The organism is Arthrobacter sp. 01T428 (assembly GCF_056398685.1).
In genome coordinates, this window is the sequence record NZ_JBFTPW010000004.1 from 1 (window position 1) to 14335 (window position 14335).

A 14335-nucleotide genomic window follows, 5' to 3' on the forward strand; every position below is an offset into this window, starting at 1 on the left:
CCAGAACGCCCGCTCGGTGTCCCGCCGTAATGACGGCTTCCCGGGTGATTTCATCGCAGATCTGCCCGTCAACGCCTTCATCCAGCCTGCTGGCCTGCCCATCGCTACCTCCAGAATCGAGGTGTTGCGACGACCGGTTGAATCCGTCCAGTACACCTCGGAGGAATTCCAACGATGGTGCGCCCAGAACGGGGTCACCCAGTCCATGGGCAAGGTGGGGGTGTGCTGGGACAACGCGGTCGCCGAGAACTTCTTCTCCCACCTCAAGACCGAGTTCTACCACCACCACCGCTTCGGTTCCAGGCTCACCGCACGGACCGCCGTGATGGACTACATCGAGGGCTGGTACAACCGCCGCCGACCCAACCGACGGGCCGGCGGCATCCCGCCAGCCACCGCCCACGCAAACCACCACACCAGCGTCCAGGAACCCCTGGCCGCCTAACCAAAACAAACAACGAAACTGTCTCAAAAACTTGACGACCGCATTCCGGAAACGCCGATATACGTGAGCGAGCGTCGGGGTAAAGGCCGATATAAGTGAGCGAGGGTTGGGCATGAAGTCAGTGGGCTTTCGCCACAGCCTAGCTGGCACCAGAATGGGGCCATGGCTGTTGAACTTGAAGAACTGATCGTCAAAGATGCTGCCGAGTGGCGGTCCTGGCTCGAAAAGAACGGCGCCGATAGCCCGGGCGTGTGGCTCGTGCTGCACAAGAAGGGCGGCAACGTGACGGAACTCGATTACGCCGCGGCCTTGGATGAAGCGCTTTGCTTCGGCTGGATCGACGGCCAAGGCAGAAGGCGCGACGACGAAAGCGTCTACCAGCGCATGACCCGCCGCGGCCCCAAAAGCCCATGGTCCAAGCGGAACGTGGGGCACATTGCCCGTTTGGAAACTGAAGGCAAGATGACTCCGGCCGGATGGGCCGCCGTCGACAGCGCCAAGGCCGACGGTCGTTGGGAAGCTGCCTATGTGGGCCAAGCGGACGCGGAAGTCCCCGAGGACCTCGCCGCCGCCATCGCCGCGGTTCCCGAAGCCCAGGCGATGTTCGATGTGCTGACCGCGGTCAACCGCTATTCCCTGATCTACCGCACCAACTCGGTGAAGAAGGCGGAGACGCGGGCCAGGAAGATCGCTGGCTTTGTCGAGATGTTGGCGCGCCAGGAGACCCCGTATCCGCAGAAGAAAAAGCCCGCGGTGGCAGAGTAGGACCTACTCGGACTTCTCCCGGGATAGGGCGACGATCCAGCCTGGAGTGTCCTCACCGAGCCGCTTATCTAGCAAGACCCTGGCCTTGGCAGCGGCGATCTGCACCTTGCGGTCCTCGGCGCCCACCGAGGCAGGACGCTGTGAGGGGACGACGGCGCGGGGTTCGGACGCCGTGGCGGCTGCCAGGAGCGCGTCCTCAGTGCCGACTTTGAGGAGCGAGAGTTCCTCCCGTGACGCGAGTTCGCTGTGGCCCAGAATTTCGATGGCTTTCTGGCCCATTTCGGCTTCGGAGCGGCTGCGGGACAGGGACGCGTCGAGGGCCCATTGGGCGCGGCGCCACCACTCGGACCTGTCATCCGCGCGCGCCTTCTGCCGCAGGGACAGGAGGCCTACGATCGCGGCGACCATCGCCGCGACAAGGACAGCGAGCGGGCTGAGCGCGCCAACGATCTGCCACCATTCCGGCGGCGCACCGACCACAGTGACGGGTATCGGGCTCGGGATCGGGTTCACAGCTCCAGACTAGGCCCCGGCACTGACAATTATTGGACGCGCGCGGCGGCTTCCAACACCATCCACGCCTGCAGCTGGGTGGAGAGTTCGACGGCGGTGCCCGGCGCGTACGTCTCGGCCGCCGCACGCTGCGGTTCCGTCGAGAAGACGGGCCAACCGCCGTCGTCCTTTCCGGAAGCTTCGTTGGCATCGTCGGTGCGCACCGTCCGTCCCGCCCACAGAGCCTCCGCGGTATCGAGCACGAGCTCCCTGGCGGTGGCCCGGGTGGCCGCGGGCAACCGCAGGTCTCCGGCGGCGAGGGACGAGTATCTGACGAGGATTCCGGTGAAGAGCCCGCCGTCTCCGGTGCCCTCGCCGCGAAGAACGAGCCTCCCCTGAGTGTCAGGCTCACGAACGGTCAGATGCTCAGCCGCCGAGCCCACCAACGCGGCCGCGTGTGCCAGGTTCGCTTCTCCACCCAACTCCAACAAGGCGCCGAGCACCGGGCCCTGGTTGTAGGTGTAGATCTCTTCAGCGAGGACGAGCTTGCCTTCCTTGACCCAGGCGCCGTCGAGGTAAAGACCGAGGGTGGGTTCGAAGAGGGTCACGTCGAGCCAGTCCAGAAGCCCTTGGGCCCGCTCTGGATGACCGGTCCGGGCGAAATGCAAGGCCACCGGCGCCGTGGCCGGGGCGTTCTTGAAATCGCGCTTGGTGCTCCAGAAGGTGCCGCCGCCCATGTGTTGGGTGGAAGCCGATTCGAACTGCGGAGAGAGGCTTTTCTGCAACCGGGCGTTGCGTCGTCGGCCAGGCTTCTGCGCCCGCGCGGCCAAGGAATCCAAGCGCAGCACGGCGAGGGCCAGCCACGCCATGTCGTCGTAGTAGCTGTTGACGTAGCGCAGGAAGTTGCGCAGCCGGATGCTGGCGACCACGCGTGAAGCGAGCTCGCCGGCACTAGGGCGATCACCGCCGTCGAACCTTGATCCCGAGGCCAGTTCGCGCAACCCCGCGTCCACGAGGCAATCGACGTAGTGCGCCTGCCACCAGTAGTTCCACGACTGAAACGGAGAATGGCTGGAGGGCCGGACCGACGCCGCAAGATGGGTTCCTGGAAGGAAGAGGAGGCGCCGTCCGAAATGCCGGGTCACCGAGCGTGCGGCGTGGTCGGCCCGCGCGGCCCAATCCGGTGTTCCGGGGGTGCCTTGCGGGGTGTCGGCGGCGGACATGGTGACAGCCTAACGCCGCGCGCTTGGCCGCAGGCCCCTCACCAGTGCACAATCAAAGTGATTCAGTTAACATTCATTAACGGATTTTGGTTCTGCATCGAGGAGGATGGATGGACATCAAGGGCGCAGTTGCGTTGATAACCGGCGGGGCTTCGGGTTTGGGGGCCGCAACCGCAAGGCGATTGCTCGACGCCGGAGCGTCGGTAGTGCTGCTTGACCTCCACTCATCTCCCGGCGAGTCCCTCGCCGCCGAACTCAATGCCGCGGGAGCCGACGGCAGGGCCGTGTTCGTCCCCGCCGACGTCACGAACGAAGAGCAGGTGCAGGCCGCCGTCGATGCTGCCGTCGCGCTGGGCCCGCTCCGGATCCTGGTCAACTGTGCTGGCGTAGCAACCCCGGGCAAAGTACTGGGCAAAGACGGTGTGCTGCCGCTCGAGAACTTCACCAGGGTCATCCAGATCAACCTCGTGGGGACCTTCAACGTGATCCGCCTCGCTGCCGCCGCGATGGCCCGGAACGAACCTGCGTCCACCGAACTTGGTGGCGAGGAACGCGGAGTCATCATCAACACAGCCTCCGTGGCGGCTTTCGACGGCCAGATCGGACAGCCTGCGTATGCCGCGTCCAAGGGGGCCGTGGCCGCGATGACATTGCCCCTGGCCCGTGAATTTGCGCGCTCGCTGGTGCGCGTCATGGCCATTGCGCCAGGCATCTTCGAAACCCCGATGCTGGCCGGCTTGCCCCAGGACGCACAGCTCTCCCTGGGCCAGCAGGTGCCGCACCCGGCGCGTCTTGGCCGCCCCGCCGAGTACGCCAACCTCGTGGCGCACATCGTGGAGAATGCTATGCTCAACGGCGAAACCATCCGCCTCGACGGCGCAATCCGGATGGCACCGAAGTGAGCCAGACGCACAAGCTGGCGGCCGCCGTCGGACACCCGGCTGGTTCGCTGCCTTCCTTGCCTTCGGCAGACTTTTTCGATTTCGAGTCCCTCCTCAGCGTCCAGGAACAGCGCAAGCTCAACGAGCTCCGGCAATTCCTGGCCACGGAAATCGCGCCGTATGCCAAGGATTGGTGGGACAAAGCTGAGTTCCCGGCGCACATCCTGCCCAAGCTCGCGGCCCTTCGCCTGAGCACCCCCACGCACCGCGGCTACAGCAGCCTGTTCGCAGGGCTCGTGATCGCGGAAATGACCCGCGTGGACACCTCCATTGCCACGTTCTTCATGGTCCACCACGACCTTTTCATCGAGGCGCTGTACGAGTTCGGCTCCAAGGATCAACAGGACCGCTACCTCGACGACGCCTCCAATCTGCGGACCACTGGTGCGTTTGCGCTCACGGAACCGGATCACGGATCCGACGTGGCCGGCGGCCTGCAGACTGTGGCCCGCCGGGTCCCCGGGGGAGCCGACGACGGCGGCGACTACTGGGTGCTGAACGGCGCCAAGCGCTGGATCGGCAACGGGACGTTCTGCGACCACATGCTGGTCTGGGCCCGGGACGAGGCCGACGGAGCTATTCGCGGCTTCATCGTGGACGGCACGCTGCCTGGCGTGACCCGCACCAAGATCGAGAACAAGATCGCCCTGCGTACGGTGCAAAACGCTGACATTGTCCTCAAGGACGTCCGGGTTGCCGAGACGGATCGTTTTTCCGGGATCAACAGTTTCGCGGACACCAACCACCTGCTGCGCGGATCACGGCTCATGGTGGCCTGGCAGGCCGTGGGACAGCAGTTGGCGGCGTTCGACGTCGCCCGCCAGTATGCGCTTGACCGCCAGCAGTTCGGCCGCCCGCTGGCGAAGTTCCAACTCATCCAGCAGCAATTGGTAGACATGCTCGGAAATGCCGTGGCCAGCATGGGGATGATGGTGCGGATCGCCCAGCTGCAGGAGGGTATCTACACGGACAGCAAGGGAGTGCGGCACGGCGGAGCCCAAATGGCCCAGGTGGCGCTGGCCAAGGCGTACTGCAGCGCCCGTATGCGCGAAACCGTGGCGATGGGCCGATCCATCCTGGGCGGGAACGGCATCGTGACGGACTACCGGATGGCAAAGATCTTTGCCGATGCTGAGGCGATCTACACCTATGAAGGATCGTTCGAGATCAACTCGCTCATCGTGGGCCGGGCCGTGACAGGGGTTTCCGCGATCGTTTGAGGGCTTTTGGCGGAGTATCGCGCCGGTTTGCGGAACCGGCTGCCTACATCGCGAGTCGCCTCACGTTGGTGAGCCCTTGGACCTGCACGGGAGTGCTGCTGCTCACCTTGGTGCCATTGGAGAGCTGGCCTTCTCCGTTGTAGCCCCATGCCCGGACGGTCCCGTCGGTGAGAAGGGCGTACGTGCTGAATCCGTTCGACGAGATCGAGGCGACCCTGCTCAGGCCGGTGACTCGGGCGGGGGATGCGGTATGGGTGGTGGTCCCGTTTCCAACCTGCCCGTTCGGGTTGTAGCCCCAGGCGCGGACCGTCCCGTCAGCCAACACTGCATAGCTCGTGCCGTAGCTGACCGAGATCGAAGCGACCGCGGTGAGACCAGGGACCCTAACCGGGATGCTGCTGTTTTGGCCGATCGGGCCGCCGCCCAGTTCTCCGGCGTGAAGTCCCCAAGCGCGAACCGTGCCATCGGTAAGGAGCGCATAGGCATGTCCCCCGTCAACCGCGAGGGAGGCAACGCCGGAAAGGCCGGCGACCTGAACGGGGATGGCGCTTTGCGGTGCCGAACTGCCGGAACCAAGCTCGCTGCTCAGGTTGTTTCCCCAGGCACGGACCGTTCCGTCGGTCAGAAGGGCATATACGTTCCCCCAGCAAGTGGAAAGTGATTCGACGCGCGCGAGGCCGGACACTTTGACCGGAGCGTCCCTGTTGATCGTGGTGCCATCCCCGAGCGCACCGTCACTGTTTTCGCCCCAAGCCCGGACCGTTCCGTCGGTCAACAACGCATAAGTCGCACTAAATGTAGCGCTGAGGGAAGCAACTCCCGTCAGGCCAACAACCTGGACCGGGGTGCTGCTAAAGGACAAGGCGCTGTTGTAGCCCGTGGTGGGACTATACCCGCGGGTGCCGTTTCCCAACTGGCCGTCGTAGTTGTTTCCCCATGCCCGGACCGTCCCATCGGCCAACAATGCATAGGCGTTGTCCGTATTGGCGACGATGGAGGTCACCCCTGTCAGGCCCGCGACTTGAACCGGGGTGTTCCGGTACTCGGTGGTGCCGTCGCCCAGTTGACCCCAGTAGTTGATACCCCAAGCCCAAACCGTGCCGTCAGCGCGCAACGCATACCTATTGGCGCGACCTTGAGCAGTCATGACCACATCGGTCAATCCCGAAACACCGATCGCCGAAAGACTGTCCGTATAGGTGCCATTGCCAAGCTGCCCGTAGCGATTGTCGCCCCAGATGCCCACGGAGCTCGTAGATGCCCCGGGAAGGTAGTAGTAGCCGGAGACGTCCGCAATTAGCTGGGTGGTGCCCCACGCGCGGTTGTAGAGCGTAACCTTGCCGTCGGCCCCGACCGGGACCGTGACGGAATTCGGAACAGTCTGCCCAGGCGAAAAGTTCACGTTCGATGAACCCGGCCGATCCGTCCCTGAGGCGTACGCCGTAATGAACCCGACCGACGTCGGGCCCGTGACAGTGAGGTTGAAAGTAACTGCCGCAACGTTGGCTGGAACTCCGTTCGCCCCACCTGCCTGGAAAGACACCACCCCGTCAGCCCCCACAGGACCCCTGTTGCGGGTATCCAGGAAGCGTGTGGGCGCTACGGGAACAAATGCACCTGCTACAGTCGGCGTCCCGGCAACGTAGTAGCCGGATACGTCGGCGAGCAGTTGGGTGCTGCCGGACGAGCGGTTGAAAAGGGTGACCTTTCCGTCGGAGCCGACGGGGACGGTGACCGAGTTCGGAACTGTCTGGTCTTTTGCGAAGTTGACGTTGGAGGAGTTCGGGCGAGGTGTGCCGGAAGCGTAGGCGGTGATGAACCCGTACGACGTCGGGTTCACAACAGTGAGATTGAACGTGACTGCCGAGACCGTCGCCGGAATCCTACCCAACCCACCGACCTGGAAGGACACTGTTCCGTCCGGACTCGCGGGAGCGCTGGTCCGGGTTTCCAAGAGCCTGACGGGTGCGACAGGCACGAAGGCGCCCGGCACAGTCGGCGCTCCAGGGAGGTAGTAGCCCGAGACATCAGCGATCAATTGGGTGGTTCCCGACGAGCGGTTGAACAGGGTGACCTTTCCGTCGGCCCCTACCGGGACCGTGACGGAGTTCGGAACGGTCTGGCCGCCGGCGAAGTTCACGTTGGATGCGTCAGGTCGGTTGGTCCCGGAAGCATATGCGGTAATAAACCCGAAGGACGTGGGATCGGTAACTGTGAGATTGAAAGTAACAGCCGCCGCATTGGCCGGAATCCCGTTCACCCCGCCAACTTGGAAGGACACCGTTCCATCAGGGCCCACGGGAGCACTGTTTCGGGTATCCAGGAACCGCGCCGGAGCCAACGGGATAAATGCGCCCTCGGCGGTGGGTTTCGAGGTGGTACCCATGAGCGCTAAGGGTGTCGGTGCCGGAGCCGAGGCTGTATCCGCCTCTGCTGCGGGCGCCGCCAAGCCAGACCAAAGCAGTAGGATCCCCACGGTCGCTGCCACACTGGCAGTTCCACGCTTTATCCGTGCACTCAAAGAAACCACAACGCCCCCAATAAACATGCCCGGAAGTCTTAGGCAAGCCCCAATTCGTTCTTGCGGAAAGTACCACACTGGGCCGCTGTCCGGAATTCCAAGGGGCAGAGCACTTCCGGGGCTTGTTTCCCAGGCCGGAGCTTGAAGCGCGGCGATGGGAAACAAGCCCCGGTTTTCGGAACCCAAGGCCTCAACCCCGGAACAGCTGGTCCTCGAGATTGAAGATTTCCGTGAGCTGGACGAATCCTTGGTCGGGTGCCTGTGCGTCGTTTTCGAACAGGAGCGCCATTTCCGCCTGCCAGCGGGCATTCACGTCAGTCAGGGCCATGCGGGTCCGGGCCGCATCGAAATCGTCGCATTCCACGTACCCCACCAGCAGCCCGTCGTCAGCCAGGAACAGCGAATAGTTGTTCCATCCGGCTGCCTTGAGTTCACGCAGCATCTCCGGCCAGACGGCCGCGTGGCGGCGCCGGTACTCCGGAATATGGCTGGGTTTGACCGAGGAGCGGAAGCAGACGCGCATCGAGGTTCCTACCTTCTGTGAATCGTTTCATTCATGGGCGGCGAAGAGCCGCAAAATCGCGCAGCTTACCGGGTGCCGGCCCGGAACTGGCGGTATTCCTCGCGCGGAACCGGCGTCGCGTCCGGGGTGCCCAGCTGATTGAGGGGGATGCGGTATGTTTCCCGGGCCGACCAGGCGGCCACGGCTCCGATGATGCAGATTCCGAAGCAGATGGACCCGATGATGAGCGGTACGTTCGCGGACCCTGGCGGGGCGATTGCCGCGAAGATACTCGGAAGGAACGCGGTGATGACAAGGCCGATGTTCTGCGAGATGGCGAATCCCGTGACTCGGGTGCGCGCGGGGAAGAGTTCCTGGAAGTAGCTGGCGAACGTTGCATTCCAGACTTGGTAGAGCGTGCCCCACATGAGGATCGAGAGGATGATCGTGAGCAGTACGTTGTTCTGGCTGACCGCGTACAGATAGGCGTAGGCCAGCACGCCGGAGCTCAATGAGCCGAAGATCATCAACGGCCTGCGGCCGAACCGGTCCGACAGATCTCCGAACAAGGGGATGAGGGCCAGGGCGACGACGTTGGCCAGGACCGGGATCCAGAGGTAGACGGTGGTGCTCATACCGACGCCGTAGCCCGGCTGGGTGGCGTACGCGGCACCGAAGACTGCCACGGTGACGCCGACGACGTTGACCAGGGTCATGCAGATTGCGCGAACCACGTCGAGACCGCTTTCGCGCAGCACGCGGACGATCGGCATCTTCGGGATCTCTTGATGCGCCTTTTCTTCGGTGAAGATGGGGGTTTCTTCGACCCGGCGGCGGATCATGTACCCGGCGAACACCACAAGGGCGCTGAGGAGGAACGGAATGCGCCAACCCCAGGATTTGAACGATTCACTGGAGAGCATGGCAGAGAGCGGGAGGAAGACCGCGGCCGCGATAATCTGACCGGCCTGGGTACCCTGGAGCGCGAAGCTTGCGTAGAAGCCCCGGCGGCCGAAGGGTGCGTGCTCCACGATCATGGCGCTGGCACCGCTCAGTTCGCCTGCAACTGCAAAGCCCTGGATGAGCCGAACGGCAACCAGCAGGACGGGTGCCAGGACGCCGACCTGGCCGTAGGTGGGCAATAATGCGACGGCGAAGGTCGAAGCGCCCATCATGAGCATCGCCAGGACCAGGACATTCTTACGGCCATGCTTGTCGCCCCACTGTCCCAGGACGAATGCGCCGATGGGGCGGGCCACGTAGCCCACGGCGTATGTGCCAAGGGAAGCGATCAGCGCCACGGTCGGGTTTCCGGCAGGAAAGAAGACGCCGGGAAACACCAGAGCGGCGGCCTGTGCATAGATGAACCAGTCGTAGTACTCAAGGGCGCTGCCGATCCAGCCGCTGGCTGCCGCTTTCCTCGTGGTGCTGGACTGTCGCGGTTCGATTGAACTTCGCTGCCTGCTCGCGTCGATCTTCATATTGTCCTCCTTTGGACAAGTCGTTGGGGCCACTGGAAGGGCCTTCCCGTCTTTGGGTGTGGTTTCCAGCAGGAGTGCGGCGCCATTGCAAGAATCGGACTGAACTTCCGCTTGGTATGCGCTTTCCCATCTGGTAAGCGCTTTCCATGAGACACCCGCGCGGCCGTGCTGTCAAGGTTAAGGTGTTGCGTCGGTCACACTGGCGAGAGACGCTCGGCCCGGCGCGATCGCGTCATCGATGGAGCGGCCGCGAGCCAGGGGAACTACGGCGAACCCGTGCTCTTGCGGAGGGTGACGCTGCCCGCGACGGCGGCTGGACCGCCGCCGTCGTCGTCGGAAAGGGCCGCAATGGTTGCAAGCCGTCCGATTTCTTCGAGTGGCAGGCTTACGGTGGAGAGCGCCGGCCGGAAGTCCCGGAGCCATTGGATGTCGTCGAATCCTGCGAGGCTGGCGTCGTGGGGGATCCTGAGCCCCTGGTCCCTCAACGCGGCAGCCACGCCGATGGCCATGACATCGTTGCTCGCGAAAATGCACAAACGCTGCTCCGGCGCCGACTGGCCGGAGGTCTTGATCCGCCAGGCAAGCTCAATGCCGGCGTCGAAACCGCCGTTCCGGTTGAACGCGACGTGCACAACATCCGCGGCGGGTTGGCCGGCGTCGGACAAGCCGCGTTGGAATCCCATAACGCGCTCATCCGAAGTTGTTAGCCCTTCTGGACCTGCCACGATGACGAACGGCCCTTTGTGGGTGCGCGCCAACTCCCGCGCCAGATCCTGCGCAAGTTGTTCGTTCGGGACGGCGATGGTGCGGTAGTTGTCCGTTTCGGCGACGCCCAGGATCGCTTGCCCGACGACGCCCACTCGCCCGCCGTTGCGGCAGTAGCGGTCCAGTTCGGCGGCTAGCTCGGTGTTCGCGCGGGCGTCTTCGGAACGTGTTGAACGCGATCCTGCGATGACGATCGACTCGGCCCGCCGTGCAGCGAAGGCGGCGACGGCTTCCTTCTCCTCAGCGGGGGTGCCATTGGTGGTGGCGAGCAGCACCATGCGGCGCTCTTGCCGTGCCGCGGCCTGTACGCCTTGCGCTATGGCGGAAAAATAGGGGTCCGCGATATCGTGCACGATCAGGCCGATGAGGCCTGTGCTGGATTTCGCCAGGGCCTGGGCCTGGGCGTTCGCGATGTAGCCGAGGGTGTCGGCCGCCTGGCGGACGCGCTCGGCGATGTCCGGCGCGGGCGTCCTGGCGGACCCATTGAGTACCCGGGAGGCTGTGGCGGGGGAGACGCCGGCCAGTTTGGCCACTTCGGACAGCGTGCTTGCAGTCACGGACAACTCCTCTTCAAAGCCTCAGTCTCGGGCACTTTCAGCAACATCCGATTATTGCAGGCCCAACTAGCAGTGGGAAAGCGGTTGCCAGACCCGGGGCGGCGTGTCATCATGAATGCATTGGGAATGCGCTTTCCCACCTCATTACTTTCCATCTGAAGAAGGACTCATGGGCACCAATTCTGTTACAGCAACAAAGTCCATAAGGATCGCCATGAACGGCATCACTGGCCGGATGGGCTACCGCCAGCACCTGCTGCGTTCCATCCTTCCCATCCGCGACGCCGGGGGCTTCACCTTGGCAGACGGCACCCGCGTCCAGGTCGAACCGATCCTGGTTGGCCGCAACGAAGCGAAGATCCGCGAACTCGCCGAACTCCACAAGGTGTCCGAGTGGTCCACCGACCTCGACGCAGTTATCAACGACCCCACGGTCGACGTCGTTTTCGATGCGTCGATGACGAGCCTCCGCGCGGCGACGCTGAAGAAGGCCATGCGCGCCGGAAAGCACATTTTCACCGAGAAGCCGACGGCGGAGACGCTGGAGGAGGCCATCGAGCTGGCCCGCATCGGCAAGGAATCCGGGGTCACGGCCGGCGTGGTGCACGACAAGCTGTACCTGCCGGGGCTGGTCAAGCTGCGCCGCCTGGTGGACGAAGGCTTCTTCGGCCGGATCCTCTCGATCCGCGGCGAATTCGGCTACTGGGTCTTCGAAGGCGACGTCCAGGCGGCGCAGCGCCCTTCCTGGAACTACCGCAAGGAAGACGGCGGCGGAATGACAACGGACATGTTCTGCCACTGGAACTACGTCCTTGAAGGCATCATCGGCAAGGTCAAGAGCGTCAACGCCAAGACCGCCACCCACATCCCGACCCGATGGGACGAATCCGGCAAGGAATACAAGGCCACGGCCGACGACGCCTCCTACGGCATCTTTGAGCTCGAGACCCCGGGCGGGGACGACGTCGTCGGACAGATCAACTCCTCCTGGGCGGTCCGCGTCTACCGCGACGAACTCGTGGAGTTCCAGATCGACGGCACGCACGGGTCCGCCGTCGCGGGCTTGAACAAGTGCGTCGCGCAGCAGCGCGCCCACACCCCCAAGCCCGTCTGGAACCCGGACCTGCCCGTTACGGAGTCCTTCCGCAGCCAGTGGCAGGAAGTTCCCGCGAACGCCGATCTGGACAACGGCTTCAAGCTGCAATGGGAAGAATTCCTGCGCGACGTCGTCGCCGGCCGGGAGCACCGCTTCGGCCTGCTTTCCGCCGCCCGCGGCGTGCAGCTCGCAGAACTCGGCCTGCAGTCCTCGGCCGAGCGCCGCACCATCGACATCCCGGAGATCGTGCTCTGATGACTTCCCTCCTTCTTCCAAACCACGACGGCGGGACCCGCCTCTACAAGGTGCGGCCGGCAACGTCGTGGGCCAGGCCGACGTCGCCCTTGACCTCACGGCGTGCCTACGCCGCGGCGCACGTGATCCCCGAAGCAACGGCCGACAACACCCCGGGTGCCCCCGCGCGCTTGGACTGGGACGCCACCATGGCGTACCGGCACGAGCTGTGGTCCTACGGCCTGGGTGTTGCCGACGCCATGGACACCGCCCAGCGAGGCATGGGCCTGGACTGGGCCGCCACGCAGCAGCTCATCAAGCGAACCGGGGTCGAAGCGACATCCGTGGTGGCATCCGGCAACACCGCTACCGCCGGGAAGACCGTCAGGGACCTCGTCTCTTGCGGTGCCGGAACTGACCAGCTGGACCTGGACTCTGTCCCCGAGGGGCCCGCCGGAATCAAGACCGTGCTGGACGCCTACCGCGAGCAGATCGCCGTCGTGAGCGAAGCGGGACCGAAGGTCATCATCATGGCGTCGCGGGCGCTGGCCAAGGTGGCAGCAAGCCCTGAGGACTATCTGCAGGTCTACTCCACGCTCCTCAGTGAGGTGGACCAGCCCGTCATCCTGCACTGGCTCGGGACCATGTTCGACCCCGCACTGGCCGGCTACTGGGGATCGGACGACGTCGCCGAATCAACGGAAACCTTCCTTGGCCTGATCCGGGACCACGCGGACAAGGTGGACGGAGTGAAGGTCTCGCTGCTCGACGCTTCGCATGAAGTTGCCCTGCGTGCAGCCCTTCCGGAGGGCGTCCGCCTCTACACCGGCGACGATTTCAACTACCCGGAACTGATCGACGGCGACGGCGCCCACCACTCGGACGCGCTGTTGGGCATCTTCGCCGCGATCTACCCTGCCGCCTCGGTCGCCTTGCAGAAGTACGACGCCGGCGACGCCGCGGACGCGCGCGCCATCCTGGACTCCACCCGCGAACTGGGCAAGCACATCTTCAGCGCCCCCACGTTCTACTACAAGACCGGGATCGCCTTCATGTCCTGGCTCAACGGCAAACAGCCCGGATTCCAAATGGTCGGCGGGCTGCATTCCGGGCGCTCCGTGGTCCACCTGGCACGCACCTTCGAACTCGCCGACCAGGCCGGGCTCCTGAGCGATCCCGCGTTGGCCGCCTTCCGCATGTCCGATTACCTCCGCATCAACGGGGTGAGCGCATGAACGACTTTTCGCGGCCGTCCGACTTTTCCAGATTGTCACTCAACAGCGCCACCACCAAGAAATGGACCCTCGCCGAGGCGGTGGACGGTTGCGTCCGTGCCGGGATCCCGGCGATCGGCCCGTGGCGGGACATCGTCGCCGACACCGGCCTGGACAAAGCGGCCAAGCTGATCAAGGACGCCGGACTTCGCGTTTCCTCCCTCTGCCGGGGAGGCTTCCTCACAGCCGCCGACGCCGAAGGGCAGGCCGCCGCTGTGGCGGACAACCGGGCAGCCATCCTCGAAGCCGTGGCCCTGGATACGCAGGAGCTGTTCCTGGTGGTCGGCGGACTCGCCCCGGGAGAGAAGGACGTCGTCGCGGCCCGCCAGCGCGTGGCCGACCGCCTCGAGGACCTGGTGCCCTTCGCCGTCGAACACGGGGTCCGGCTGGTGCTCGAACCCCTGCACCCGATGTACGCAGCGGACCGGGCCCTCATCTCGACGCTGGGCCAAGCGCTCGACCTCGCCTCGCCTTACGACGCGAAGGCGGTGGGCGTCGCCGTCGACACCTTCCACGTGTGGTGGGACCCGGAACTGAAGCAGCAGATCCAGCGGGCCGGCCGGGAAAACCGGATCGCCTCCTACCAGGTGTGCGATTTCAACCTCCCCATCGCCGCCGACGCCCTGCTGTCCCGCGGCATGATGGGCGACGGCGTGATCGACTTCGCGACGATCGGCAGCTGGGTGCGCGACGCCGGATACACGGGCGACATCGAGGTCGAAATCTTCAACCAAGACATCTGGGACGCAGACGGCGATTCAGTCCTGGAAACCATGAAGCAGCGCTACGCGGAACTCGTGCTTCCGTACGCCTAACGGC

At 64.5% G+C, this 14335-nt stretch carries 13 protein-coding genes; 7 read left to right on the forward strand and 6 right to left on the reverse strand.

Annotated elements, in window-relative coordinates; genetic code table 11:
• Window positions 1-445 (forward strand): integrase core domain-containing protein (locus tag AC1DJB_RS06720; RefSeq protein WP_476910066.1); only part of this gene is annotated, 445 nt, incomplete at its 5' end.
• Window positions 446-607: 162 nt separating this feature from the next.
• Window positions 608-1210, forward strand: coding sequence for a YdeI/OmpD-associated family protein (locus tag AC1DJB_RS06725; protein WP_306963287.1), 603 nt, complete (start codon window positions 608-610; stop codon window positions 1208-1210).
• Window positions 1211-1213: 3 nt separating this feature from the next.
• On the opposite strand, the gene AC1DJB_RS06730 is transcribed toward AC1DJB_RS06725, so the two are convergent.
• Both AC1DJB_RS06730 and AC1DJB_RS06735 read right to left on the reverse strand, forming a co-directional pair.
• On the reverse strand, window positions 1214-1723 hold the full coding sequence (locus AC1DJB_RS06730; protein WP_441437570.1) for a hypothetical protein: 510 nt from the start codon (window positions 1721-1723) through the stop codon (window positions 1214-1216).
• 29 nt (window positions 1724-1752) lie between these two features.
• Window positions 1753-2925, reverse strand: a complete 1173-nt coding sequence (locus AC1DJB_RS06735; protein ID WP_441437571.1) for a glycoside hydrolase family 76 protein — start codon at window positions 2923-2925, stop codon at window positions 1753-1755.
• A gap of 110 nt (window positions 2926-3035) precedes the next feature.
• On the opposite strand from AC1DJB_RS06735, the gene AC1DJB_RS06740 reads away from it, so the two are divergent.
• Both AC1DJB_RS06740 and AC1DJB_RS06745 read left to right on the forward strand, forming a co-directional pair.
• A complete protein-coding gene (locus tag AC1DJB_RS06740; RefSeq protein ID WP_441437572.1) occupies window positions 3036-3827 on the forward strand; it encodes an SDR family NAD(P)-dependent oxidoreductase in 792 nt (263 codons plus the stop codon).
• Window positions 3824-5086, forward strand: a complete 1263-nt coding sequence (locus tag AC1DJB_RS06745) for an acyl-CoA dehydrogenase family protein (protein WP_441437573.1) — start codon at window positions 3824-3826, stop codon at window positions 5084-5086. The genes AC1DJB_RS06740 and AC1DJB_RS06745 overlap by 4 nt, the downstream gene beginning before the upstream one ends.
• A gap of 43 nt (window positions 5087-5129) precedes the next feature.
• Here AC1DJB_RS06745 and AC1DJB_RS06750 read toward each other — a convergent pair whose 3' ends face one another.
• The 4 genes from AC1DJB_RS06750 to AC1DJB_RS06765 all read right to left on the reverse strand — a co-directional run bounded on the left by AC1DJB_RS06750 (window position 5130) and on the right by AC1DJB_RS06765 (window position 10912).
• Window positions 5130-7472 (reverse strand): hypothetical protein, encoded by a 2343-nt coding sequence (locus AC1DJB_RS06750; RefSeq protein ID WP_441432905.1) that lies wholly within the window; start codon window positions 7470-7472, stop codon window positions 5130-5132.
• Between the two features lie 325 nt (window positions 7473-7797).
• Complete coding sequence (locus AC1DJB_RS06755; protein WP_059388558.1) at window positions 7798-8130, reverse strand: L-rhamnose mutarotase; 333 nt, start codon at window positions 8128-8130, stop codon at window positions 7798-7800.
• A 65-nt stretch (window positions 8131-8195) separates the two neighbouring features.
• Window positions 8196-9590, reverse strand: coding sequence for an MFS transporter (locus tag AC1DJB_RS06760; RefSeq protein WP_441432904.1), 1395 nt, complete (start codon window positions 9588-9590; stop codon window positions 8196-8198).
• 263 nt (window positions 9591-9853) lie between these two features.
• On the reverse strand, window positions 9854-10912 hold the full coding sequence (locus tag AC1DJB_RS06765) for a LacI family DNA-binding transcriptional regulator (RefSeq protein WP_441432903.1): 1059 nt from the start codon (window positions 10910-10912) through the stop codon (window positions 9854-9856).
• Window positions 10913-11126: 214 nt separating this feature from the next.
• Between AC1DJB_RS06765 and AC1DJB_RS06770 the strand changes: the two genes are divergently transcribed.
• Genes AC1DJB_RS06770 through AC1DJB_RS06780 form a run of 3 tightly spaced genes read left to right on the forward strand, consistent with a single transcriptional unit; the run spans window position 11127 to window position 14331 of the window.
• Window positions 11127-12263, forward strand: a complete 1137-nt coding sequence (locus AC1DJB_RS06770; protein WP_284988692.1) for a Gfo/Idh/MocA family protein — start codon at window positions 11127-11129, stop codon at window positions 12261-12263.
• Complete coding sequence (locus AC1DJB_RS06775; RefSeq protein ID WP_441437574.1) at window positions 12263-13477, forward strand: dihydrodipicolinate synthase family protein; 1215 nt, start codon at window positions 12263-12265, stop codon at window positions 13475-13477. Before AC1DJB_RS06770 ends, AC1DJB_RS06775 begins: the two co-directional genes overlap by 1 nt.
• Window positions 13474-14331 (forward strand): sugar phosphate isomerase/epimerase family protein, encoded by an 858-nt coding sequence (locus tag AC1DJB_RS06780; protein ID WP_307052828.1) that lies wholly within the window; start codon window positions 13474-13476, stop codon window positions 14329-14331. Before AC1DJB_RS06775 ends, AC1DJB_RS06780 begins: the two co-directional genes overlap by 4 nt.
• The last annotated feature ends 4 nt before the right edge of the window (window positions 14332-14335 follow it).

What these genes read in the sequence shown, in the direction of transcription:
- AC1DJB_RS06755 (WP_059388558.1), bottom strand. Translation starts at nt 8,130, where the DNA reads ATGCGCGTCTGCTTCCGCTCCTCGGTCAAACCCAGCCATATTCCGGAG.
- AC1DJB_RS06780 (WP_307052828.1), top strand. Translation starts at nt 13,474, where the DNA reads ATGAACGACTTTTCGCGGCCGTCCGACTTTTCCAGATTGTCACTCAAC.
- AC1DJB_RS06740 (WP_441437572.1), top strand. Translation starts at nt 3,036, where the DNA reads ATGGACATCAAGGGCGCAGTTGCGTTGATAACCGGCGGGGCTTCGGGT.
- AC1DJB_RS06750 (WP_441432905.1), bottom strand. Translation starts at nt 7,472, where the DNA reads ATGGGTACCACCTCGAAACCCACCGCCGAGGGCGCATTTATCCCGTTG.
- AC1DJB_RS06770 (WP_284988692.1), top strand. Translation starts at nt 11,127, where the DNA reads ATGAACGGCATCACTGGCCGGATGGGCTACCGCCAGCACCTGCTGCGT.
- AC1DJB_RS06725 (WP_306963287.1), top strand. Translation starts at nt 608, where the DNA reads ATGGCTGTTGAACTTGAAGAACTGATCGTCAAAGATGCTGCCGAGTGG.
- AC1DJB_RS06760 (WP_441432904.1), bottom strand. Translation starts at nt 9,590, where the DNA reads ATGAAGATCGACGCGAGCAGGCAGCGAAGTTCAATCGAACCGCGACAG.
- AC1DJB_RS06735 (WP_441437571.1), bottom strand. Translation starts at nt 2,925, where the DNA reads ATGTCCGCCGCCGACACCCCGCAAGGCACCCCCGGAACACCGGATTGG.
- AC1DJB_RS06775 (WP_441437574.1), top strand. Translation starts at nt 12,263, where the DNA reads ATGACTTCCCTCCTTCTTCCAAACCACGACGGCGGGACCCGCCTCTAC.